Genomic DNA, 21,798 nt, shown 5'->3' with positions numbered 1-21,798 from the left:
TGCGGGAGCAACTTGGCGCTATTCCTCCGGCAGGTGATCGGCGAGGTCGTCCATCACACGCGTGATGATGGCGCGGGCGGACCGGCCATAACTGGCGGCGGCCGCCAGTTCGCTGAAGACGTTCGAGTACAGCTCGACCTCTTGCGGTTGGGCAAGATTGAGCGCAGCTGAGTAAGTCTCGACCAGCACCTTCTCTTCGTCGTAGATCCAAAAGCCGTGCCAGGGAGACGCTGCATACTGGGTCTCAAAGCCGATGATCCCGAGCTTGACGTTGGGAAGCACGGAGACGGAGACAAGCCGGTCAAGCTGCCCGAGCATGACCGGCAGCGCGCACATGCGGAAGCGCAGGGCGGCCTCGGTCAGGATGAAGTGGAAGCGCTTGTCCGGCCGGTAGAAGATGTCCTGGCGCTTGATACGACCCTCTACCGCCTCGTTGATGTCGTTTGGCACCTTGAAGATGCGGATGCTCTCGACGAAGCGGGCGCGGGCGTACTCGGCCGTCTGGAGAAGACCTGGGATCACAGTTGACTCGAACACACGGAAGAGCCGCGTCTTCTGGTCCAGCTCGGCGAGTGAGTTCTGCCGCGGCCGGATGCCACCCCGGAGAATGCGCTGCCACTCGGCATGTTGTACCTCAAGAGTGCGGAGCGAAGCGATCAGCGCAACCTTCTGATCCTCGCTGTTGGTTGCCTTCGTCCAGGCCTCGATGTCGCCGGCGCTCGGCGTCTGCTTGCCGTTCTCGATCTTGGAGACCTTCGAGGTCTGCCACGACAGAGGCTCCGCGAGCTGCTTGCCGGTCAGCCCGGCTTGTTCGCGCAACTCACGGAGCCGCCCGCCGAGCGCCGTGCGTGCCTCATGAACATTCGAGACATCAGAGGCTTTGTTCCTTGGCAAAATCGTCCCGCCGCATCGCGTGATGCCACGCAACATCACGCCAGTAGTTGTGTCGGACTATTTCGGCCGGGTCTTCGAGGACCTCGCCGCCCAAGAAGCCCATGCGGTCATCGAAGTGCATCCGAACCAACTTGCGCGAGTCGAACAGCCAGTAGTCGTGTTGTGGCAGTTCCCCCGCAAGGTCGCGAGGAAGGTAGCGGATGTCTTCGCCGGCTCCACCGGTTAACTGAGAGCACCAGACGCCGAAACGGCTGTAATCCGTGAGCGGCATCGTCACCACACGGACCCGCCTGAAGCGTCGCCCCTGCGCTGTCGCCTCGCTGAGCATGTCCAGCCAGCTCTCCATCCACGGCAAGTCGTCCGGCTCGCCAGCGAGGAACTTGCGCAGCGACTCGTTCTCGTAGGTGGCGTCGTACTGGTCGAACGTCTCCAGGCGGAAAGCTGTGTGCTCGAAGGTGTGGAAAAGCTGCCTGAACTCGGGTCCTGGCTTGATCAGTTCGGTCAGCGCTCCTCCCCCTGCATGTAGCGGCGGGCATAGAACTTCAAGACTTCCTCTGGAATCTCGATCAGGGTCTCATAGTCGGGGACTGGCCCGATGTCGGCCAGCACCTGCGGATCGGTCACCTTCCAACCCTGGGCGATGTAGGTGACCCGATCTTCACGATCGGTGGCAAACAGTGTCGGCGAGTTGTCGACCTGGGAGTCGGGGTCTTTGCCGAGGAAGTAAGCATGCATCGTGTCTCCTGTGCGAGCAACTTGCGGGTTTTTGCTCAACATCGTGACGGAGGGCGCCACGTCCGTCAAGGGGAGCCCCCGATGCGACGGATCACGGCTTGATGACCTCACCGCCCAGTAACTCCTGCTCGCGCCTGCACGACACGCAGGCTGAGGCAATCTGCCGGTTGAGCTGAGCAAGGTTGGCAGGCATGCCCACCACACCGGCCGATACCCGCTGGATGGCTGGCGATTCTGCGTGAACTGCTTCGAGCTGTGTCTTTACGACTATTCGGTCGATCAGAGTCTTTATCCGCGCGCCCAAGGCCGCATCAGGCTGCTCCACACGACATCGGCGAGCCGGCCTGGACACAGCACCAGTGGCGTTCTGCTTCAAGTGCACCGCACTGTTCTGCAGGGTGCATACGGCCTATGCCCTACGACTACACCTACGGTCACACCGCCGCGGCCTTCGACTTCGCGATCCCAGTCTCGGCCTGTACCTGACCTTTACTGGAGCCGGTCGGTGAAGCTCGGGACGTAGTCGAACTGGTAGCCCTGGTCGCGGAGGACCTGGATCTCCGGTTCGTACATGTAGCGCCAGCCCTTGTTGGCGTGCTCGACGGACTCGAGCCTGCCGGTCACGTAGTCCTCCACGACCACTCGCCTCTGTTCGTGGTTGACATACATCACGTCGACCCGCTTCGTGCCGCCTGCGGTGCGTTCGACTTTCGAGACCTCCCAACCGTTTCTGAGCTGGGTGCCCTCGAACGGGCGCTGGATCTCGGCCAGCGCGTTGTGTTTGTCGCGGCCGTAGCTGGTCGGATTGTCGTAGTCCTCGCGGCGGGGCCACGGCCTGGTCAGCTCTCGCTCCTGCGGTGTCCCCGACACCTCTTGATCCTTCGACCTTTTCACCGATGGCGTGCGGGCGCCGGGGATCCGGCCGCCCGGCGGCGAGACCTCGGGCAGATCGGTGTTCGGCTGGCCGTTCAGCCATCGCGCGATGTCCTTGTAGATCGCGCCGAAGAGGCCCATCATGCCGAGGGCCTGGTCGTCGGTCATGACCTGGTCGGCCCGTCCACTGGCGCCCGGCCCCAGGAGGTTCTCCGCGCTGTCGTTCAGCTTCTTCTCGATGTCCGCGATGGGCTTGGCGTAGGAGTCGATCATCTGCGTGGCCTGGGAGACGATCTCGGTGGTGATCCCGCCCTGCGCCGCCACCGCCTGGTTGACATAGGAGATCAACTCGCCGACGAGCCTCGTCAGCAACTCGCCGACCTGCCTGCGGGCGTCCGAGGTGACCTCGCCCATCCGGATCGACGCCGCGCTCTTGGCCGCGGCCAGGGTGGCGGCCGCCTGCAACGCGGGCACCATCTCGGCGGCGCGGGCCCGGTACTCGTCGCCCGCGACTCCGCACCAGCTCTCGGTGTCGGTCCGCACACACCCGGCGAGCTGCTCTGCGACCGAGCTGATCTTCTCGCCGGTGCGCTGCCAGGCGTCGGCGTAGTTGCGGATGGCGGCCACGTCGAGCCGCATCCGGTCGTGGACCTCCTGCAGCGGGCGAACCTTCTCGACGAGCCAGCCCAGCCCGGCGGCTTCGAGCTGCTGGATGGGCTTGGTCGCCTGATCGTCCTCGGTCAGCCCACCGCCTGCGTTGAGGCCGTTGCTGATCCAGGTGCCCTCGTCGAGGGACCGCAGCAGGCGCTTGGCCCTTGCAAGCAGGGCCTCGGCCTCCGCGCCCGTCCTCGGCTTCTCGGTGGTGGGGGTCATGCCGTGGCGCTCCCATCGGAGAGGCCGGACCGCTCGGCCTCGAAGCGGTCGATCGCGCCGGTCTCCTGCTGTTCGTAGGCGATGGCGGTGACCTGGATGTTGGTGGTCGCCGCGTCAAGGCCCTGGACGCCGGCGGCGATGGTCTCCTGCCCGGCCTGTCCCGCGGCCTGCAGTGCGGCGGCGACCTGCCTGCCGGTCTCGCCGAACGCGTCGCCGCTCAGGCTTACCGAGGCACCGTCCAAAGCGGACCGCAACTCCCCGCTGAGCGTGTTCAGCTTGCGGGCATGGCCGGACAGGGCCGCCGTGTCCACCTCGTAGGACTGGGTCACCGCTCCTCCTTGTTCCACACGTCTTCCAGGACCGAGCGACCATCCCAGTCGTCGATGCCGGCGGCGGTCGGCGCCGTGGTCTCGTTCTGCTGCTGCTTGGTTGGTGGCACGGTCACCTTGCTGACCGCGGCAGGCTCGGGCTTCGGCGGGGGCGGTGGCTCGACCATCCGCCAGGCGGCGCGGCTCATGGGATCCGGTGGCGGTTCGGGGAACGACCGGCGCGCGTCGGCGATGATGAGGTGCGTGCTGGCATCCTGGTCCCCCAGTGTTTCCTCGATGACCTTCGCCACGAGGTCGGGAATCTTCGCCTGGGCGCGCTCGAGACATTCCATGATCTGCCCGGCCAGTTCGGGCTCCGGCACCGGATGCCAGCGCTCCTTGAGCACCAGACCGGTGAGCACACCGGTCGCCGACACCGTGACCACAACCATGCCGTCACGTGACTTCTCGGTAATCGACAGGTGAGAGACGCGCTCGTTGAGCTGCTGATAGCGCTTCGCGTTCTCGGCGACTTCCTGCTGCCAGTCAGCCTTGCCCGCCACCCCGCCTCCCCGGATAACAGCCCGCAGGCCCCCTTGGAGAGTCTCTCAACTCGTTGACCAGCAAGGCAAGGAACGCGACGGTGACCGAGGAAGAACATTCCTTGTGCGAACGTTCGGGTTTGGGTTGTTCACTCATTTGTGTACATCAACAAGGCTGAATCGCTCGTACACTGGGGCCGATGTCCTGGTTCTTGGTGATCAACTCGATCTCCAGCCATGACGGGATCGAGTTCGTCGATGACGCACCCTTCGGACGAGACCACCAGGTCGTTGGTGGATGACGACCACGAGATCCAGGGTGGTTCCGAGGCTCAGCTGCGCCAGGCGCACCGGCTGGAAAGCCTGGGCATGCTCGCGGGCGGGGTGGCACACGACTTCAACAACCTGCTGGCGGTGATCACGAGCTTCGGCACGTTCGTCGCCGAGGAGATCGAGGCGGCCAGGAAGATAGGCTGCGATCACCTCGATCGCGCCGCACAGGACATCGACAGGGTTCTGCGAGCCTCGCGACGCGGTGTCAGCCTGACCCAGCAGCTGCTGACCTTCGGCCATCGCCAAGTGGTTCACGCGGAGGTGCTGGACGTCAACACGCTGATCACCCGGTTCTCGCAGTTGCTGCAGCGGACCCTCGGTGAGCACATCATCATCGCCCTGGAACTCACCGATGAGCCGTGCATGATCATGGCGGACCCGGATCAACTGGAACGAGCCCTGCTCAACCTCTCCCTCAACGCCCGCGACGCGATGTCCGCCGGCGGAACCCTGCGCATCGAGACCGCCAACGTCGTCGTCGACGCCAACAGTGCTCGGGCCCAGTCCGGTGCCACGGAGGGTCCCGCGGTCCGGATCCGGGTGAGCGACAACGGCGGCGGGATCCCGCCCGCGGTCCTCGACCAGATCTTCGAGCCGTTCTTCACCACCAAGGGCCAGGGCGGCGGTGGGAGTGGGCTGGGGTTGGCGTGCGTCTATGGCATCGTGACCCAGGGCGGGGGGATCATCCAGGTCAACTCCCGGCCCGGTGTGGGAACGGCCTTCACCATGCTGTTCCCCGCCACCAGCGAGGCTTCCCCGGCAGCGTTCGTGTCCGCACCGTATGAACGCAGCCCCAAGGGCGAGATCGTGCTGGTGGTCGAGGACGACGAAGGGCTGCGTGAGATCACCGAGCGGATCTACCTGCGCAACGGCTACCAGGTACTCACCGCGGCCAACGGTACGGAGGCCGTCGACATCGCCAGGAACTGCTCCGGCGACATCCACCTCCTGCTTACCGATGTCGTCATGCCCGGCATGCTGGGCAAGGAAGTCGCGGAGAAGATCCGCGCGATCCTCCCGCACGTCCACGTGCTCTACATGTCCGGTTACGCCCAACCCGTCCTCGCCAACCAGGGCCGCCTCGAACCGGGCACCGTGCTGCTGGCAAAGCCCTTTACCGAGGCCGAACTCATCAAGAAGAGCGGGCAGGTCCTCAACGGAGGCTTCGCCGGCTTCCGCACCAGCGACCCGGCCGTCACCAGCTGACGATCAGCACCGCATCGCGGAACCGGGCGACGACGTCGGGCAATCACCCGGTCGGGATGAGCCGATGGCCGACCTGAGCCGGACACACTGTGGCCTCATGCCGACAAAGGGTGGTGCAGCAATGGCGCGAGGAAACCAGGAGCTGGAACCGGCGGTCGCCGCGATCCGGGCGTTCGACGCGTTGCTCGAGGCGGCGAAGTACTCCGGCTCCGGCGCACGCACGCTCGGCCGGCGCCTGGGTCGCCGAGCGGCGATCGTGAGCGTGGAGGGTGCCCACCGGGTCGGCGGTGCCTGGCACGTGCTCCGTGTCGGGGCACCGCCCCGCGCACGGGCCCGGCGCAACCGCAAGGTCGTGCTCTTCGGCGTGACGGCCGGTGCCATCACGGCTGTGGCGGTTCGTGGTGTGGTCGTCAGACGTGCGTCCACCACCAGCCAGGACCCGACCCGGAGCGCACGCGGCGGACTCCGGTCGGCCACCGAACCAGCGTCCGTGCCAGTGCCGGCAGGAGCCACGGCGAACAAGGCGGCACAGCATCCACTGAACTAGTGCCCCGCCAAGGCGAAGAGGGCACGTTTCTCCACGGCCCAGGCGGCCGCTGGCGGCGTTGCGGGAAAGCCCAAGTACAACCCCCGGTACAAGCGGCTTTCCCGCGCCTTGCCAGCGACCACCTGGATCCACGGACAAACGACCCACTTCTCACCTTGACTGGGCACTAGCTGAGCACCTTGGTCTTGGCCTTCTGATAGTCCTCATCGGACAGCACGCCCCGCTCGCGCAGGTCGGCCAGCTTGGTCAGCTCGTCCGCGGTGCTCACTGAGCTGGACGACGCGACCTCCTGGATGTACTGGCGCGACCGCTCCTCGTTCCGCTGGGCCTGCGCCCGTGCCCGCTCGTTCATCGAACGGCCCCGCGCGATCAGGTAAACCAACGCACCCAGCCACGGCACCACGATCAGGAAAAGCATCCAGCCCGCCTTGCCCCACCCGGACAGCTCGTGGTCGCGGAAGATGTCACCCAGAATCGAGATCAACAGCCAGATCCATGCGAACAACATGAAGAACCAGAAGATCGACACCATCACGTCCCACAGCGACATCGCCAGCTCCCTACCGGGCAGCACCCAGCGCCGGGGTGACGCGAGGCGGCTTACCCGGTGGCAGCCTGCGCCGGACGGACTCCGCCGACCTCACTCGCCGGGGGTGACATCCGGTCACGAAGCCAGCCCGGCCATGACCGAAACGTGCCGTCCAGATGCGGGGATGCCAGAATTGACGGTCGCGCCCCCGGTCACGTTCGGTTCATCTCACCCATTTCGGGTGAGATGGACCAGCGGCGTCAGGTGGCGGCGGGTTCGGCGGGTTTCGCGGGACGCTCCACGGGCTCCTGGCGACCGGGACGCCACCGGTGACGCGACTTGCGCTGCTCGGCCAGCGCCGCCCGCTCGGCCTCGTCGATCTCCCTCGCGGACGACCGGAGGAACGCGTCGGCCCAGCGGGCTCTCGGATCGATGTCCACCAGCAACGCCTTGGCCAGCAGCGTCAACGGGATCGCGAGGATCGCGCCCAACGGGCCGAGCAGCCACGCCCAGAACGCCAGCGACAGGAACGTCACGGTCGTCGACAGGTCAACGGCGTCCCCGATGAACCGGGGCTGTACCAGCGACTGCAGCACGAAGTTGAGCGCGCCGTACACGATGATCACGACGAGCATCAGGTCCGGCCCGCCGGACAGCAACGCGAGCAACGCCGGTGGCACCAACCCGATGATGAAACCGACGTTCGGGATGTAGTTGGTGATGAACGCCAGCAGGCCCCACGTGATGGCCAGCGGCACGCCCATGATGGCAAGCGCGATCCCGTCCAGGACCGCGACGATGAACCCGAACACCGTGGTGACCAGCAGGTACTTCCGGGTGCCCTTCGCGAACCGCGCGAGCGCCGTTGTCACGCCCGGCCGATCCGCGGTGATCGACAACACGCGTTCCCCCCAGCCGGAGGACTCCACGGTGAGGAACAGCAACAGCGCCAGCAGGAACATCAGGCTGGACGCCAGCCCGGCGATGCTGCTCAGCAAGCTCGAGAGCAGCCCACCCACCTTGCCCAGGTCCAGCGAGTCCGCGGTCTGCCTGAGCTGATCCGTGCCGACGCCGAACCGGGCCAGCCAGTTCGTCACCGACGAGGCCAGATCATCGGCGTTCGCCGCGTACTTCGGCACCTGGGTCGCCAACGCGGCCACCGACACGATGATGCCGAACGCCAGCACCAGCAGGACACCGAACACACAGACCACCAGCACCAGCGTGGTCAGCCACCCCGGCAGACCCCGCCGGCGCAGCCCCGACGCCACCGGCGACACCGCGATCACGATCACCAGCGCCAGGAACACCGGGGCCACCATCCACGCGGCGGCTCGCACTCCCGCGAACACCACCACCACCGCGGCACCACACAGCAGGATGATGAGCGCCCGCGGCAGACCGGACGCCGGATCGCCGCTGGACCGGGAATCAGGAATCTGACCAGCCGGTGTTGTCATGCGCGGAACATAGGCTCGCGACGGCAGAACCGCGTCACCCGGACCGAACGAGACCAGCCCACCGGCCCGCCCCTAGTCCGCCTCCCCGGCATTTCAAAGTGTTGGTATCGACCCAGCTACACCTGCGGATCATGGGTGGTTAGTGGCTGGGTGCCGTCACGTTCCCCTGAGGTCGCTGTTGGGCAGGCCCAGACCCTCGCACAAAGATCCGATCCATGGGACTGGCCCTGGTCTGGGGAGGCGGACTGGTCAGCGGCGGCGGAAGATGCGGCGGACGGTGCGGCGCGTGGTGCGGCGGGCGATTCTGCGTGATCTGAACATGGTCTGTCTCCTTGTGTTCGTCGGGTCAGCGGCGGCTGGTGGCCGCCATTTCCTGGGTGTGCAGTTCCTTCGCGTCCTCGGCGGTCAACATGCCGATGCCGATCAGGTCGAGAGGGCTGACGAAGCCGTCGCTGATGCGGAACCCGCCTGCGGCGGCGATCGCGTCGCGCAGCGGGATCGCCCAGACGTGTTCCAGCAAGATCAGTGCCGCGGCCGAGTCGTTCGGGATTTCCGCCAGGACATCCCATGCGTCCTCGTCCGTGAACACTTCAATGCCGTCGGCCGCGGCCGCCGCGCCCGCGAACGCGCCGTCCACCATGCCCTTGTCACCATCGATGCCGAGGCCGATCAGGGCGCCGACCTTGCTGCCGAACTCGACGGCCTCCTCGTCGCTGAGGTTGCTCAGGTGCAACACCTCGACCTCACCGTCCGGGTCCTTGTGTACCGCAAGGGCATCCACGACGTTGACGGTGTCGCTCTCATGCAGACGTTCGAGCTCGGCGATGATCCGGCCGTGGAAGTTCGGCTCCGGGAATCCCAGCACGATGAGCTGAACTGGTCCTATTGACATGTCATGTCCTCTCGACGGTCCCCGTTCTCCACACTCGACCATCGCGGCGTGGCTCGCCTCACCCAAAACACGCGAGGCCGGGACCCGGCGGCGGCAGGCCCGGCCTCCCGGACTCCCCTCGGGGGCACGAGCGGCTGCGCTCAGGCGGACCGACTTCATCCCCGCCGGATGAGGACGGAGTGGTCGGCGTGGCGAAACCTTCGACCGTCCCGGTCCGGTTGAGTCACGGAGGTTGCCATGACCGCAAGGTTCACGGTGGGCGAGAACTTCGATGAGCGCGCACCGGCCTCCAACTGGACCGGCTGGATCGCCTTCGGCGCCGGGATGCTGATCTTCATCGGCGCGGTGAACGCGCTCGAGGGCTTCACCACCCTCGTCAACGAGAACACCCTGGTCACCTCGGAGGAACTCGCGGTCGCCATCCCCCTCACCGCGCTGGGCTGGGCGAATCTCGTCCTCGGCCTGCTGTCCGTCGCCATCGGCATCGGTGCACTTCGCGGCAACCGGTTCGCACTCGTCGGCGCGGTCATCGTGGCCGGGATCAGCGCGATCTCGCGCCTGGTGTTCATCGCCGCCAACCCGGTCTGGTCGCTGGTGGTCATCGCGTTCGACGTCATCGTGATCTACGCGATCGTGGTACACGGGCGGGACATGAAACGCCTGTGGTGACACGCACGGCGGTGACCTTTCATCCCATCCGGGTGACGAACCTCCAGTCGCGCGGGACCAAGGATGACTCAGTGCAACAAGACAGGAGACGACCATGAGCGATCACGCAGTTCACGGAACCGCGAGCGGAGCCGTGCCCGTGACCCACGGGCAGACCGCCAGGCGGACGGGGTGGGTCGGCTGGCTCTACTTCGGCGGCACCATGCTGATACTCGTCGGCACCTTCAACCTCATCGAAGGTCTGGTCGCGTTGTTCAACGACCAGTACTACGTACCGACGCGACAGGGCCTGCTGGTGTTCGACATCACCACCTGGGGCTGGATCCACCTGATCATGGGCGCCCTGGCGGTCATCGTCGGTTTCGGCGTGTTCGTCGGCGCGACGTGGGCCCGGATCGCAGGGGTCGCGTTCGCGAGCTTCAACGCCATCGCGCAGCTCGCGTTCCTCTCCGCCTATCCACTGTGGGCCACGATCGTGATCACCATCGACATCCTGATCATCTGGGCGCTCATCGTCCACGGCGACGAAACCAGGTCCACTGAGGACTGGTGAGTCCGCACGACGAGGTACCACCGGAGGAGGTGAGCCGTCAAGCGAATCGCCGTGCTGCCCACCTGTTGTAGGTGATGCGGGGTCAGTCCCGCTCGCGCAGGCTGGGCTGCGGGCCGGGGAACCGAGGGAGGTCGAGAACGTGACCGAACAGCCGATGGGGGGCGAACCGGTGAGCGCGATCAGGATTGTCGTTGGTGGCCCTGGAGATCACGCGCTGCGTGACACTGATCGTCCTCGGGATCGTGGTGATGCTCGACTCGACGCGGATCCGGTCCGCGGTCTGGGGGACGGTCAATGTTCGTGATCCTGATGGTGCTCGGCGTGCCGCTCGTGCTCATGGCCGGCCCGCTGCTACTCGAGCTGCTGGAACGCAAGATTGGCGGGAAACCATGACCGATCCGCAACAACCCTCGCACGGCAAGCTCGACCCCGCCCGGCTGTGGTCGGGCGGGGCGGCGACCGCGGTCGTCGCCGCACTGATCGCGGTCGTTGGCATCCTGCTCTGCCGCAGCGTGCTGGACGTGCCCGTGCTCTCGCCGAAGGGTGAGGGCGTGTGGGGCGACGCGAGAACGGTCACCTTCGCGCTCGTCGCAGGCGGGATCGCGCTCGCGGCGACCGCGCTGATGCAGCTGCTGTCGGTGACCACGCCCCAGTTCCCCACGTTCTTCACCTGGATCATGGTGCTGCTGACCGCGATCGCCGTCGTGATACCGCTGAGCCTGCCGGTCGGGTGGGACGCCAAGCTCGCCACCGCGGGGATCAACCTGGTGATCGGCATCGCGATCACGTCGATCCTCCAGAGCGTCGCCCGCAGCGCGTACCGCAGGGCACCTCACCCGCCCAGCAGCGAACCCGGATCCACCGGCGTGCCCGGCATGCCGCCACCCTGGCAGTCCACATAGGACATACACGGAGGGGCTTCAGGCGTCTTCGTCGGGTTCGAGGAAGTGGTACAGGAGCACCGGGTCGGGCGCGCCGACCGCCTTGGTCCACTGCCGGCCATCCCACCCGCACACGATGTTGACCGGGTCGTACCCGGTGTCGGTCGAGAACGCGCCGGGGTGTCGCGTGTGCACGAGGTCGGACCACCATTCGGGGACCGCGGCGAGCAGGTCGGTCTCGTCCTCCGCGCTGGACCAGGTGACCGCGGCGGCGAAGAAGGTCTCGGTGTCCTCGACATCGTTGCCGACCAGCAGTGCGTGATCCGCGTCGACGCGGTGCAGTTGGAACCAGTCGCCGCCAGGCCCGACGTACCGCCCGTCGCGTTCGTCCAGCGGTTCCGCGCCGGCGAGCAGGCCGGCCAGCTCGTCAGGGGGTGGCAGCTCCGTCACCGGCCGCCCGTCCACCAGCGGCAGCGGCCCGTCGACCGGCCCCAGCAGGTAGCCGCGGACCACCCTGGCGGCCGGCGGCACCGGGCGCGGAGAAAGGCTGATCCCGAACAGCCACGACCGCGCCTCCCGCAGATAGGCGAACCGCGGGAACACCTCGTCGTCGGCACCGTCCAGGAACGGCTGCTCGAACGGCAGGGGCTCACCGCGGGCAGACCCGCGCACTGCCCCTCGGGTGGCCTCGGGACCGATCTCGACGAACCGTTCGATCCCGGCGCCGCGATCGAGGTAGGCCAGCGTCGCCCGCTCGTCCTCGACCAGCTCGGCCCGCACCGGCCGATCCGCGCCGACGTGCCGGTTCACCCGCTGGTTCTCGACGTTCGACGGCACCATGCACATCACCGTGTCGCCGAACTCGCCCAGCCACACCTCGGCCGACTCCGGGTGGGTCCGCTCGATCAGCGGAATCGCACAGGTGTGGTCGTACACGCGCCCGGGGAAGAGCTGTTCGGCGATGGCCCAGCCGGACCGGGTCCGCGCCGCGGCCGCCGCGAGCGGGTCGTCGGGACGAGGCCCCAGATAGGTCTCCCGCATCGCCACGGACGCGCGCTGTGATCCGAAACTGCGGTAAGCCACCATGACCGCAGATCATGCCCCAGCGCCACGTCATGTGCGGAGGTTGCGGACCTCTCGGCTGAGGAGGGGCAGCAGGCTGACCACGATGACGGCGACTCCGCAGGCGATGCTGACCTCGTTCGCGCCGTAGCTCGCGGCCAGTGGTCCCACGGCCAGTTGTGAGAGGGGGATCGCCAGGTAGGACAGCAGGTCGTCGTAGGAAGCGACCCGCGACAGGGACTCTTCCTGGACAGCCGCTTGGAGTGTGCTCTCCCAGGTGATGGCCGCGACGGTGAAGCCGAGGCCGCCGAAGAAGGCGGCCGCGGCCACGACCCACGCGTCCCCGGACATGCCGATCGCCAGCAGCGGGAGGCCGGCGAGAGTTCCCCAGATCCGCCCGTCGCGCAGCGGCCTGCGCAGCACGATCCTGACGGCGGCGACGCTCATCAGCAGCAGCCCGACCGCTCGCACGGTCTGCACGGTGCCCCAGCCAACGGCGCCGTCGTTCCCGGACACCACCTGCGGGCCCAGCACGTTCCACGGCCCGACGTTGAAGGCGTTGACGATGGCGAACGAGATGGTCATGACGACCACCCAGCGCATCGACCGGAACACCGACCAGCCTTCGACGAGATCACGCCACAGCGGCCGGCCGGCGCTCGGCGGCCGGCTCGCGCCAGGAATGCGGGTGAAGGCGGCCGCGGCCAGGAGGTAGGAGGCGGCGTCGGCCGCGAGGGCCCACCCACCACCGACCGTGGCCACCAGGACACTGGCCATCATCGGACCGAGGATCCGCACGGTGTTCTGGCTGCCGGCCAGCAGGGCGTTGGCGCGCTGAAGATCATGACGCTCGACGAGTTCCGGCACGATGCCGCGGAGCGCGGGTTGCGAGAACGCGCTCACGGCGCCGCTGACCAGCGCGAGGCAGGCGATCACGACGAGGTCGTACCGGTCCGTGATCAGCACGACGGCCATCACGGCCATCACCACGGCGGTCGACAGGTTGGTCACGATGAGCACGGTCCGCCTGCGCACGCGGTCGGCGACCGCGCCGCCCACGAGCAGGAGCACCAGGGTGGGGATCATGTTCGCGGCCAGGACGACGCCGAGATCGGCCACCCTGCCGGACGCCTGGAGCACGGCGAGGGCAAGCGCGACCGTGGTCATGGAGGAGCCGGCCAGATCGACGGTCCGGCCCGCGAAGAACCAGCCGAACCGGCCCCTCAGCAGGTGCTTCACCGGTGTGGGGGTTACCCCCGCTGTGTCGGTCACGCAGGCAATATCGGGCACCGTCGAGGGGCGGGTGAACTCTTGCGACAGCTGTCGTAACAATGACTGGGTGACCCTCCTGCGGTTCAGTCCGGACGCGTTGCACGCGAGCAGGTTCGCGGTGTCCCCCCTTGCCGAGACGCTCAGCGAGCTCACCCGGCTCAGGCAGGCGCTCGACCGGCAGGTCCGGGACCAACGCATCGAGGCGTTCGGCCGCTGGCTCGACTCGGACGCGTTCGCCAACGGCTTGGTGCGGCTGGTGACCGCCACCAAGTTCCTGCCCGACTTCGTGGCCGTTCCCCCCGCGCGGGGGCTGGACATCCGGCTGCGGGACGAACTGGCGGAGATGTGCGCGATCGAGGACCGGCAGGCACGCGCCACGCTCGCCGAGGCGCAGCGGTACGCCTGGGCCGGCGAGGGGCTCGACTGGGCAGACGGCGCCGGGATCACCGGCCGCGCGGCCGAGGTCTTCGCCAGGTGCTGGGCGCGGTTCGTCGAGCCGGACTGGCCGCGGCGGCGGGCCATCCTGGAACGCGACATCCGCCACCGCGCCGGGGTGATCGCGGTCAGTGGCTGGCGACACGTCCTGGACGGCATGGCGCCCGACGTCCAATGGGTCGGCCACGACGCGATCCAGTTCTCCACCCAGACCTACACCGACCGCCACATCGGCAGCGACGGCCTCGTCTTCGTGCCCCACACCGGCTTGTCCGGGCGATGGACCTGTGAAACACCATCGCGGATCGCGTTCGTGTACCCGGCAAGAGGAGCCCTTGCCGACGGCTCGCCGGTAGACGGCGGCATGGCCCGCCTCTTCCGAAAGGGCCGGGCCCGTGTCCTCGCCGAGGTGCGGACGCCGGCGACACCGTCACAGCTGGCGGCCGTGCTGGGCGTTTCGCTCGGCACCGTGTCCGCTCACCTTGCGGCGCTGCGCGCGGCCGGGGTCGTCACCACCCGGCGAAGCGGCCGGGCGGTCTACTACGAACTCACGTCAGCCGGGGAGGAACTCGCACGCCTCGTAACAACCAACACCGAACCGAACGATCAGGCCCTGCCCCATGGATCTTTGTGCGAGGGTCTGGGCCTGACCGACAGTGATCTCAGGGGAACGTGACGGCACCCAGCCACCAACCACCTGCGGTCGAGAGGGCCGCCGGGTCGGGACCAACACTGTGAAATTCCGGGGAGGCGGGACCGTGCTCTCAGCTTTGGCGGTGTGGTGTGGGCGCCACCGCAAACTGGTGGTGTTGTTGTGGGTGTTGCTGGCCGCGGGCTTGCTGGCCGGGGCGCGCGTGGTCGACGGAAGCACGGCCGACGACGTTGCTGTGCCCGGTAGCGACAGCGAGGCCGCCAATGCGTTGCTGTCCGAGGCGGACGTGTTCGGGCGGCAGAGTTCCCAGCTGGTGCTGACCGCGCCGAGGGACCGGTACGTCGACGCGCCGGAACTCCAGGCCGCAGTACGGGAGACGGTCGACGCGGTGTCCGCGGTGCCGGGCGTCGGCCAGGTGCCCGGGCGGGTCGAGCCGAGCCCCGACCGGACGGCCGTGCGGTTCAGCGTGCCGCTCGACGCGGGGGTCACCTCGGACAAGGCGCTGGCGCAGCGGGTGCTCGACGCGGCGAAACCGGCCCATGCCGCGGGGATGGAGGTCGCGCTCGGCGGTGCGCTCGGGCGGCAGCTGTCCGCGCTGAACTCCCGGCCCAGCGAGATCATCGGCATCGTCGCCGCGCTGGTGGTGTTGCTGCTGGCGTTCGGCTCGGCCGTCGCGGCGTTGCTTCCGGTCGTCACGGCGCTGCTCGTGGTCGTCGGTGGGCTGGCCGGGCTGGACATGCTGAAGAGTGCGGTGAGCATTCCCGATGTCGCGCCGACGCTCGCCGCGATGATCGGGCTCGGCGTCGGGGTCGACTACACGCTGTTCCTGGTCAGCAGGCAGCGCAGGCTGCTCGCCACCGGCTTGTCCGTGCCGGCGGCCGTGGCCGGCACCGCGCGGTCGGCGGGCGCGGCGGTGGTGTTCGCCGGCGCGACCGTGGTCGTCGCGGTCAGCGGGTTGATGCTGACCGGCGTCGATTTCGTGTCCTGGCTGGGCTGGAGCAGCGCGTTGCTGGTCGCCGGCGCCGTGCTGTCCGCCGTCACCCTGACTCCCGCGGTGGTCACCATGGCGGGCGAGCGGCTCGGTCGTGGCCGTCCGGCGGCGGCCGTCGACGAGGCCCTGGACGAGAACGTGTGGGGCCGGTTCGCGTCATGGTCGGCCCGCCGCCCCGTGACGGTCGCCATCGCCAGCACGGTCGTGCTGCTCGGTCTCGGCGCGCCGGCGCTCGCGTTGCGGCTCGGGCAGTCCGACGCGGGCGACCGCGGCACAGACCAGCAGACCGTGCTGCACTACCTGGCCACCTCGGCGGCGTGGGGGCCAGGTGAGAACGGCCCGCTCAGCGTGGTGCTGACCGACCCGGCCAAGGCGGAGGCCGCCGCGGCCACGTTGAACGGGACCACCGGCGTCGCGTCGGTGTCGCCGCCACGTCCGCTGCCCTCCGGGGCGGTGACCCTGCGGGTCGTCCCGTCCACGGCGCCGTCGGACCCCACCACCGACGACCTCGTCGAACGGTTGCGCGACGAGGTGTTGCCGAGGTTCGGCGAGGCTCACGTCGGTGGCGGCACCGCTACCCGCATCGACCTGGCGAACCGCATCACCGATCGGTTGCCGTGGCTCATCCTGGCCGTCATCGGCGTGGCCTGCCTGCTGTTGCTGCTGGCGTTCCGGTCGGTGTTGCTGCCGGTCAAGGCTGCGCTGATGAACATCGTGTCGGTGTGCGCCGCGTACGGCGTGGTCACGGCGGTGTTCCAGTGGGGCTGGGGAGCGGGCCTGCTCGGCCTCGACGGACCGGTGCCGATCGACAGCTACGTGCCCATGGTGCTGTTCGCCGTCCTGTTCGGACTGTCCATGGACTACGAGGTGTTCCTGCTGTCGGCGATCCAGGAACACTGGGTCCGCACCGGTGACAACCACGTTGCCGTGCGTCGCGGCCTCGCCGAGACCGGCGGCGTGATCACCTCCGCCGCCCTGATCATGGTGTGCGTCTTCGCCAGTTTCATCCTGGTGGACAACCCGACGGTGAAGATCTTCGGGCTCGGCCTGGCCACCGCCATCATCGTCGACGCCACCATCGTCCGCTGCCTGCTCGTGCCGGCCACTATGGTCCTGCTGGGCCGCTGGAACTGGTGGCTCCCGCGCCGGCTCGACCGGTTGCTCCCACACGTGCTCGACCACCGCGCTCCCGTGCCAGGGCACTCGGCACCGCGACCGGCCTTGCCAGCACCTGGTCCAGGACGTCGGTGAGGAACCGTGCCGGGTCGGGGACCGGTGCCGTGACCCGCATCGCGACGATCGCGTCCGGCCGCACGAGCAGGGCCCCGTCCTCGCGGCGGTGCTGGCCGCCACTCGGTGAACGCGGCTGGGTGCCGGCTCAAGGCGTTGCCCGACGGCTTGCAGACCTCCTCGCTCGCATCACGAACACACCCGTGCCGATCAGGACGACGAACGCGCCACAGATGACGATGCCGAGCGTGACGGACCCCGATGGACCCGGTGCGGGCAACTCCGGCGCGTCGGCGGCCTTGACCAGGACCCGCACCTGGTCGTTGTCCGGTTGCAGGAAATAGAGGTCGTCGCCCGGTCCGACGACGAGCTCGGTCACCGAGCCGTGGTCGCTGCGATGGACAGTGGTGATGTCGCCGTTCGGGGAGAATCGGCGGATCTCCCGGCCCGCGCTGACGAACATCACCCCGTCCGAGGTGAACGCGACATCGTTCGGATCCTCGATCGTCGTGTCGAACTTCGGTCGCTGTTGGTCCTGGCTGTAGGACTTGCGGACAACGGGTTCGGTCTTTCCCTCCACCACCCGGTGCACGCCGCCGTAGGTCATGACCACGTACAGCTCTCCGTCCGGATCGAGCGCGATGCCGCGGAACGACTGGTATTCGTCCGGCTTCAGCACCACGTCGAGGGTGCCGTCCTGGCTCAGCGAATAGAGACCGTGCTCGGTGCTCAGGTACAACGTGCCGTCCGCCGCGACAGCGAGATCCGCCGGGTCGCCCTCGCGGAAGGTGTACTGCGTCGGTGAGGACCAGTCCTCGGGCGGCAGGCCGGCGACCCGGTTGGTCATGCCACCGCCGAGCAGCGTCACCACCGAACCGTCTGGATAGGCCCGCAACGCCGCGTTCGGGACCAGGTAGAGCGAGCCATCCGAGCCCGAGGCGAGCGGCGCGCCCCCCGGCGGGAGAGTCGGACCGTACTCGGCGTAGGTGACCAGGGGTGGGTCGAGCTCGACCGGCCGCAGATCGCCGTTCGGCCGGGTCGAGTACAGCCCGGTCACACTGGCGATGTGGATCGTGCCGTCCGCACCGACCGCGAACGAGTCGAGACTGGCGAAGGGAACGTCGGTCGCCCGCCGCGGCGGCGACGTCGGACCGAGGTCGGCCACGGTGCGGATGGTGCCGTCCGGGGCGACGGCACGAACCAGGTCGGAGGCGGTCAGGACGTAGACCGTGCCGTCCTCGCCGACCGCGACACCGGTCGGGTCGGTGAGCGCGGCCTTGGTCGCGGGCCCGCCGTCGCCGGTGTCGGCGTGTTGCCCGGTGCCGGCGACCGTGCTGATGACGCCGCGCGCGTCGACGCGGCGGACGCGGTTGTTGTAGGTGTCGGCGATGTAACGCACACCGTCCCGGCCCACGGCGACACCGAAGGCGTTGTTCAGCACGCCCTGGTCGGCGCGTTGGCCGTCGCCGGCGAAACCGGCTGTCCGGCCACCCGTGACAACGCCCAGCGTGCCATCCGGTCGCGCCACCTCGACGGTGTTGCCCGCGTCCTGGATGAAGTAGACCGAGCCGTCCGCGCCGACCGCGAACCAACGCACGTCACGAATCAGCGCCTGGTGCGCGGGGACGGTGTCCTCTTCCGCCTCCATGCTGTATCCGACCACCAGCCGCCGGCCATCGGCGTCGATCCTGTGGATGGCCTCGTAGTCGGAGACGTAGACGGTGCCCTCGGCGTCGGTGGCCACCAGCCGCGGCGCCTCGAGGGAGGCCGTCCGCACGTCGGTATCGATCGTGCTGATGACTCCGTGGGCATCCACCCGGTACAGCCTGCCGTTGGCGGTGAGGTAGACCGAGCCGTCCGGCGCGGTCGCGACCCCGGACGGCTTGTTCAGCACGACCTCGTCCGCCGCTTCGTCCACATACTCCCCGTCGGTGTCGCCACCCGCTCCGGTACCGGCGAACCGCCGGACGGTGCCGTCCGGCGCGACCGCGCGCACCTGGTTCCCGGCAGGCTCGGTGACGTAGACCGTGCCGTCCCCACCGAGCGCGATCCCGCCGACTCCCTCCTCGCCATCCTGGACCGGAGCGGCTTTGGCGGCCGGTGGGCGCTCACCGGAGCCCGCGACCGTGTGCACGGTGCCGGGCCTGTCCTCCGCCCACGCCGATCGTGCCGGCGCCACCGGCTCGGCCGCCGTCGATCGGCCGTGCAGGACCAGGCGGAGCACCTGGTCGCTGATCCCTGTGCGCGACTTGGCGTAGGTGAAGTACAGGTCGCCGTCCGGCCCTACGGCGAGGTCGGCGTCGAACATGCCGGCCAGGGCCTGGCTGACCGGCACGGCGGTGCGGTTCTTGCCGGCACGCATGATCTGCCTGCGTTCCTGGTCGACGAAGTACACGGTCCCGTCGGGCGCCACGGCCGGCCCGCTCGGCGCGCGCTCCATGGTGACGATCTCGCGTGGCGGGCCGGTCGCGCCGAGGACGTACACCGAGCCGCTGCCTCGATCGCCACCCACCTCGTCGTCCTCGGACAGGTACACGGTTCCGTCGCCGCCGACCGCCAGGTGCACTCTGGCGAAGTCGAGCACCGCGTCGCCCACGGGAGCGACAGCGCCGGACGGGTCGACGCGGACCACGCGCTTGGTGGCCGAGTTGTACAGGTAGGCGTTGCCCGCGCCGTCGACGGCGACGTCGTCGCTCCCTTCGCTTGGCCCTGCCGCGCCGAGCGCGCTCTCACCCGCGAGCACCGTGACCGTGCCACCACGGTCGATCCGGCGGAGCTGCCGCGCGTGGCCGTCCTCGAAGGTCACGAACAGAGCGCCGTCCGGGCCGACCGCGGTTGCGGTCACGACCTCGCGGGCCACGCTGCCGGAGCCCGCGACGAGGACGGTGCTGATCACCCCGTCCGGCGCCACCCGCCGCACCCGCTCCCGGTCGTTCAGATAGACCGAGCCGTCCTGGCCGACCGAGATCCGCTCCGCGACGATCCTGGCTTCCCGCGCCGGCCCGCCGTCTCCGGAGTATCCGGCCTCGCCGAGCCCGGCCACCACGACGAGCTGCCCCGGCCGCAGCGGCGCGCCGGAAGCGTCCTGGGCAGGCGCGCTGACCGTGAGCACGGCGGCCACGACCGCGGCCATGACGAGTGATCGGTTGTGAGACAAGAGGCCCCCCGCTGTACGAACAGTGTGACAATGCCGACGCAGCTGTCCCGACGGCGGTTCCGCCGGGAGCCGAGATCGGGCCAGGAGTCTGTCAGCGGGGGCGATACCTCGAGGAGATCGGACTGCTCCGGCACGCGGAGGTGGTGCTTCAGGAAGCCGTCAACTGTGGCTACGTGCAGTACCTCGAGAAGCTGGTTCAGCTGCAGTTCCGGGCCGGGAACGTGGCGGACGCCGAACGGACACTGCGCCGCGCTGTGTCGACCGGCAACTATTACGCGATCTTCCGTCTGATCAAGCTGCTCGACTCCACCGGACGCGCCAACGAGGTGGAGCACGTCCTCCGAGACGGCGCCGAGGCCGGCAGCCCGGACGCGGTGCGCAGCCTGGTCAATCTGCTCGACCAGTCGAACAGATCCTTCGAAGCGGACCGCATTCTGAGACAGAAGGATGCCGATGGTGTCCGGCCCGCCGGGCACATGCTCGCCATCCGCGAGTTCTGCAACGGAAACGCCGAATCCGCGTTGCGCAGACTGCGAGAATGGGCAAAAGACGGCGACCTCGTCGCGCAGGATATCGAGAGCAAGCTCAACCACACGTTGGTCGACGACGCGACGCGAATCGCGGAGCAGTCGGCGGCCACTCCGATGCCCAAGGCACTCCCTGGCGTTGCGGACCTGAGCCGCGCTAGGGAGCGTCCCTAGAATGGGTCCTGGACTCCTGACAGATGTCCGCGTAGGTGCGCGAGTCCTTGATCAGGTCGTCGCAGAAGGCGGCGACGTCGTTGCCGATGAGTTCCAGAACGCCTTTGCCGGACGCGGCACCCTCCGCGAAGAAATCGATGATTACCGAGAGCAGGGATCCGTCGGGTAGGTCGATCGGTACGACCTTGAAGAAGTACCTCTCGATCTCCTTGTAGACGATCTGGTAGTCCTGCGGCAACGCCTTGACCCGCGCCACGTGCGCCCGCCACTGCTTCTTGCCCTCGATGATGTCCTGGATGCCCACGTCAGCCTCCCAGCCTGCCCAGTTTTCTCGCGACGTTCCTGTTCAACTGCTCGCGCCACCGGTCTCGATAGGTCCTGCGTTTTTCTCCGCCTGCCAGTGCCGCGCAGAAACCCTCGATGTCCTCACCCAGCACCTCGCGGATGCTCTGTCCATCGGCCGCCGTCTCTTCGAGCAGCCCAAGGGCACCGTCGACAATCGGCATCAGGTTGCGGCCGGTGAAGTCCGAGTAGGGAGAAAAGACAAACCTTGATCTTCTCCCACGCCGCCCGGTGGTCGGCAGGCAATGCCTCGGCCCGGGCTTCGAACGCCTTCCATTCCCTGGCGAGATCGCTGCCGGTAATGGTCTCCCAGAAGTTCATCTCCCACCCTCCTTGAGCTTGTCGATCCGCGAGGTGACGTACTCCCATTTCGCCCAGAACGTCGCGAGTTCTTCGCGCCCCGCGTCGTTGAGTGCGTAGAACTTGCGCGGCGGGCCCAGCCCGGACGGGCGTTTCGTCACCTTGACGAGCCCGTTCTTCTCCAGCCGCAGCAGGATGGTGTACACCGTCCCCTCGACGACATCGGCGAAGCCGAGTTCGTTCAGCCGACGCGTGATGGCGTACCCATACGTCTCCTCGCTGCCGACGATCTCGAGCACGCAGCCCTCGAGCGTGCCCTTCAGCATCTCCGTCAGGTCGTCCATCGCGAGTCCTTCGATCC

General features: G+C 68.2%; 24 protein-coding genes. 8 read left to right on the top strand and 16 right to left on the bottom strand.

The genetic code is table 11. The features are described from left to right. Positions 1-18: 18 nt before the first annotated feature. From WBA97_RS07940 to WBA97_RS07915, 6 genes are all read right to left on the bottom strand, one after another. Positions 19-930, bottom strand: a complete 912-nt coding sequence (locus WBA97_RS07940; RefSeq protein WP_424230105.1) for a helix-turn-helix domain-containing protein — start codon at positions 928-930, stop codon at positions 19-21. After that, positions 872-1,327, bottom strand: a complete 456-nt coding sequence (locus WBA97_RS07935; RefSeq protein WP_424230104.1) for a DUF6879 family protein — start codon at positions 1,325-1,327, stop codon at positions 872-874. The genes WBA97_RS07940 and WBA97_RS07935 overlap by 59 nt, the downstream gene beginning before the upstream one ends. Positions 1,328-1,395: 68 nt before the next feature. Continuing rightward, positions 1,396-1,629 (bottom strand): hypothetical protein, encoded by a 234-nt coding sequence (locus WBA97_RS07930; RefSeq protein ID WP_424230063.1) that lies wholly within the window; start codon positions 1,627-1,629, stop codon positions 1,396-1,398. 489 nt (positions 1,630-2,118) lie between these two features. Further along, entirely contained in the window at positions 2,119-3,375 is a 1,257-nt protein-coding gene (locus WBA97_RS07925; RefSeq protein WP_424230062.1) for a hypothetical protein, read from the bottom strand. After that, positions 3,372-3,704 carry a type VII secretion target gene (locus WBA97_RS07920; RefSeq protein WP_424230061.1) on the bottom strand — a complete coding sequence of 111 codons (333 nt, stop codon included), beginning with the start codon at positions 3,702-3,704 and terminating at the stop codon, positions 3,372-3,374. Before WBA97_RS07920 ends, WBA97_RS07925 begins: the two co-directional genes overlap by 4 nt. Continuing rightward, a complete protein-coding gene (locus WBA97_RS07915) occupies positions 3,701-4,246 on the bottom strand; it encodes a YbaB/EbfC family nucleoid-associated protein (protein ID WP_424230060.1) in 546 nt (181 codons plus the stop codon). The genes WBA97_RS07920 and WBA97_RS07915 overlap by 4 nt, the downstream gene beginning before the upstream one ends. A 237-nt stretch (positions 4,247-4,483) precedes the next feature. Here WBA97_RS07915 and WBA97_RS07910 point away from each other — a divergent pair, with 237 nt between their 5' ends. Together WBA97_RS07910 and WBA97_RS07905 are read left to right on the top strand one after the other, a co-directional pair. Further along, positions 4,484-5,764, top strand: coding sequence for an ATP-binding protein (locus WBA97_RS07910; RefSeq protein WP_424230059.1), 1,281 nt, complete (start codon positions 4,484-4,486; stop codon positions 5,762-5,764). Positions 5,765-5,885: 121 nt separating this feature from the next. Further along, positions 5,886-6,311: a hypothetical protein gene (locus WBA97_RS07905; protein WP_424230058.1), complete on the top strand. Its 426-nt coding sequence runs from the start codon at positions 5,886-5,888 to the stop codon at positions 6,309-6,311. A 166-nt stretch (positions 6,312-6,477) separates the two neighbouring features. Here WBA97_RS07905 and WBA97_RS07900 read toward each other — a convergent pair whose 3' ends face one another. The 3 genes from WBA97_RS07900 to WBA97_RS07890 all read right to left on the bottom strand — a co-directional run bounded on the left by WBA97_RS07900 (position 6,478) and on the right by WBA97_RS07890 (position 9,192). Next, entirely contained in the window at positions 6,478-6,861 is a 384-nt protein-coding gene (locus WBA97_RS07900) for an SHOCT domain-containing protein (protein ID WP_424230057.1), read from the bottom strand. A 239-nt stretch (positions 6,862-7,100) separates the two neighbouring features. Beyond that, positions 7,101-8,300, bottom strand: coding sequence for an AI-2E family transporter (locus tag WBA97_RS07895; RefSeq protein ID WP_424230056.1), 1,200 nt, complete (start codon positions 8,298-8,300; stop codon positions 7,101-7,103). Between the two features lie 346 nt (positions 8,301-8,646). Then, positions 8,647-9,192 (bottom strand): hypothetical protein, encoded by a 546-nt coding sequence (locus WBA97_RS07890; RefSeq protein ID WP_424230055.1) that lies wholly within the window; start codon positions 9,190-9,192, stop codon positions 8,647-8,649. Positions 9,193-9,429: 237 nt separating this feature from the next. Between WBA97_RS07890 and WBA97_RS07885 the strand changes: the two genes are divergently transcribed. Both WBA97_RS07885 and WBA97_RS07880 read left to right on the top strand, forming a co-directional pair. Then, positions 9,430-9,861 (top strand): DUF7144 family membrane protein, encoded by a 432-nt coding sequence (locus WBA97_RS07885; RefSeq protein WP_424230054.1) that lies wholly within the window; start codon positions 9,430-9,432, stop codon positions 9,859-9,861. Positions 9,862-9,955: 94 nt separating this feature from the next. Next, entirely contained in the window at positions 9,956-10,414 is a 459-nt protein-coding gene (locus WBA97_RS07880) for a DUF7144 family membrane protein (protein WP_424230053.1), read from the top strand. Between the two features lie 82 nt (positions 10,415-10,496). On the opposite strand, the gene WBA97_RS07875 is transcribed toward WBA97_RS07880, so the two are convergent. Continuing rightward, positions 10,497-10,709 carry a hypothetical protein gene (locus tag WBA97_RS07875; protein WP_424230052.1) on the bottom strand — a complete coding sequence of 71 codons (213 nt, stop codon included), beginning with the start codon at positions 10,707-10,709 and terminating at the stop codon, positions 10,497-10,499. 94 nt (positions 10,710-10,803) lie between these two features. Here WBA97_RS07875 and WBA97_RS07870 point away from each other — a divergent pair, with 94 nt between their 5' ends. Further along, entirely contained in the window at positions 10,804-11,316 is a 513-nt protein-coding gene (locus WBA97_RS07870) for a DUF6069 family protein (protein ID WP_424230051.1), read from the top strand. An 18-nt stretch (positions 11,317-11,334) separates the two neighbouring features. Here WBA97_RS07870 and WBA97_RS07865 read toward each other — a convergent pair whose 3' ends face one another. After that, entirely contained in the window at positions 11,335-12,381 is a 1,047-nt protein-coding gene (locus WBA97_RS07865) for a hypothetical protein (RefSeq protein WP_424230050.1), read from the bottom strand. Positions 12,382-12,408: 27 nt separating this feature from the next. Further along, positions 12,409-13,629 (bottom strand): MFS transporter, encoded by a 1,221-nt coding sequence (locus tag WBA97_RS07860; RefSeq protein WP_424230049.1) that lies wholly within the window; start codon positions 13,627-13,629, stop codon positions 12,409-12,411. Positions 13,630-13,696: 67 nt separating this feature from the next. On the opposite strand from WBA97_RS07860, the gene WBA97_RS07855 reads away from it, so the two are divergent. Continuing rightward, the gene (locus tag WBA97_RS07855) at positions 13,697-14,740 is read left to right on the top strand and encodes an ArsR/SmtB family transcription factor (RefSeq protein ID WP_424230048.1); all 1,044 of its coding nucleotides are present in this window, start codon (positions 13,697-13,699) and stop codon (positions 14,738-14,740) included. A gap of 82 nt (positions 14,741-14,822) precedes the next feature. Next, positions 14,823-16,958, top strand: coding sequence for an MMPL family transporter (locus WBA97_RS07850; RefSeq protein WP_424230047.1), 2,136 nt, complete (start codon positions 14,823-14,825; stop codon positions 16,956-16,958). A gap of 127 nt (positions 16,959-17,085) precedes the next feature. Here WBA97_RS07850 and WBA97_RS07845 read toward each other — a convergent pair whose 3' ends face one another. Continuing rightward, positions 17,086-20,070, bottom strand: a complete 2,985-nt coding sequence (locus WBA97_RS07845) for a hypothetical protein (protein ID WP_424230046.1) — start codon at positions 20,068-20,070, stop codon at positions 17,086-17,088. A gap of 167 nt (positions 20,071-20,237) precedes the next feature. On the opposite strand from WBA97_RS07845, the gene WBA97_RS07840 reads away from it, so the two are divergent. Next, positions 20,238-20,795 carry a hypothetical protein gene (locus WBA97_RS07840; protein WP_424230045.1) on the top strand — a complete coding sequence of 186 codons (558 nt, stop codon included), beginning with the start codon at positions 20,238-20,240 and terminating at the stop codon, positions 20,793-20,795. On the opposite strand, the gene WBA97_RS07835 is transcribed toward WBA97_RS07840, so the two are convergent. The 3 genes from WBA97_RS07835 to WBA97_RS07825 all read right to left on the bottom strand — a co-directional run bounded on the left by WBA97_RS07835 (position 20,779) and on the right by WBA97_RS07825 (position 21,781). Next, a complete protein-coding gene (locus tag WBA97_RS07835; protein ID WP_424230044.1) occupies positions 20,779-21,099 on the bottom strand; it encodes a DUF1048 domain-containing protein in 321 nt (106 codons plus the stop codon). The two genes, WBA97_RS07840 and WBA97_RS07835, sit on opposite strands and share 17 nt — an antisense overlap. 1 nt (position 21,100) lies before the next feature. Continuing rightward, positions 21,101-21,301: a DUF1048 domain-containing protein gene (locus WBA97_RS07830; protein WP_424230043.1), complete on the bottom strand. Its 201-nt coding sequence runs from the start codon at positions 21,299-21,301 to the stop codon at positions 21,101-21,103. A gap of 153 nt (positions 21,302-21,454) precedes the next feature. Next, positions 21,455-21,781, bottom strand: coding sequence for a PadR family transcriptional regulator (locus WBA97_RS07825; protein ID WP_424230042.1), 327 nt, complete (start codon positions 21,779-21,781; stop codon positions 21,455-21,457). Between the last annotated feature and the right edge of the window lie 17 nt (positions 21,782-21,798).

This window comes from Actinophytocola sp., from assembly GCF_049647105.1.
Classification (GTDB): domain Bacteria; phylum Actinomycetota; class Actinomycetes; order Mycobacteriales; family Pseudonocardiaceae; genus Actinophytocola.
Note: the sequence above shows the minus strand (reverse complement) of the source record. Positions and strands in the feature narration are given on the sequence as shown.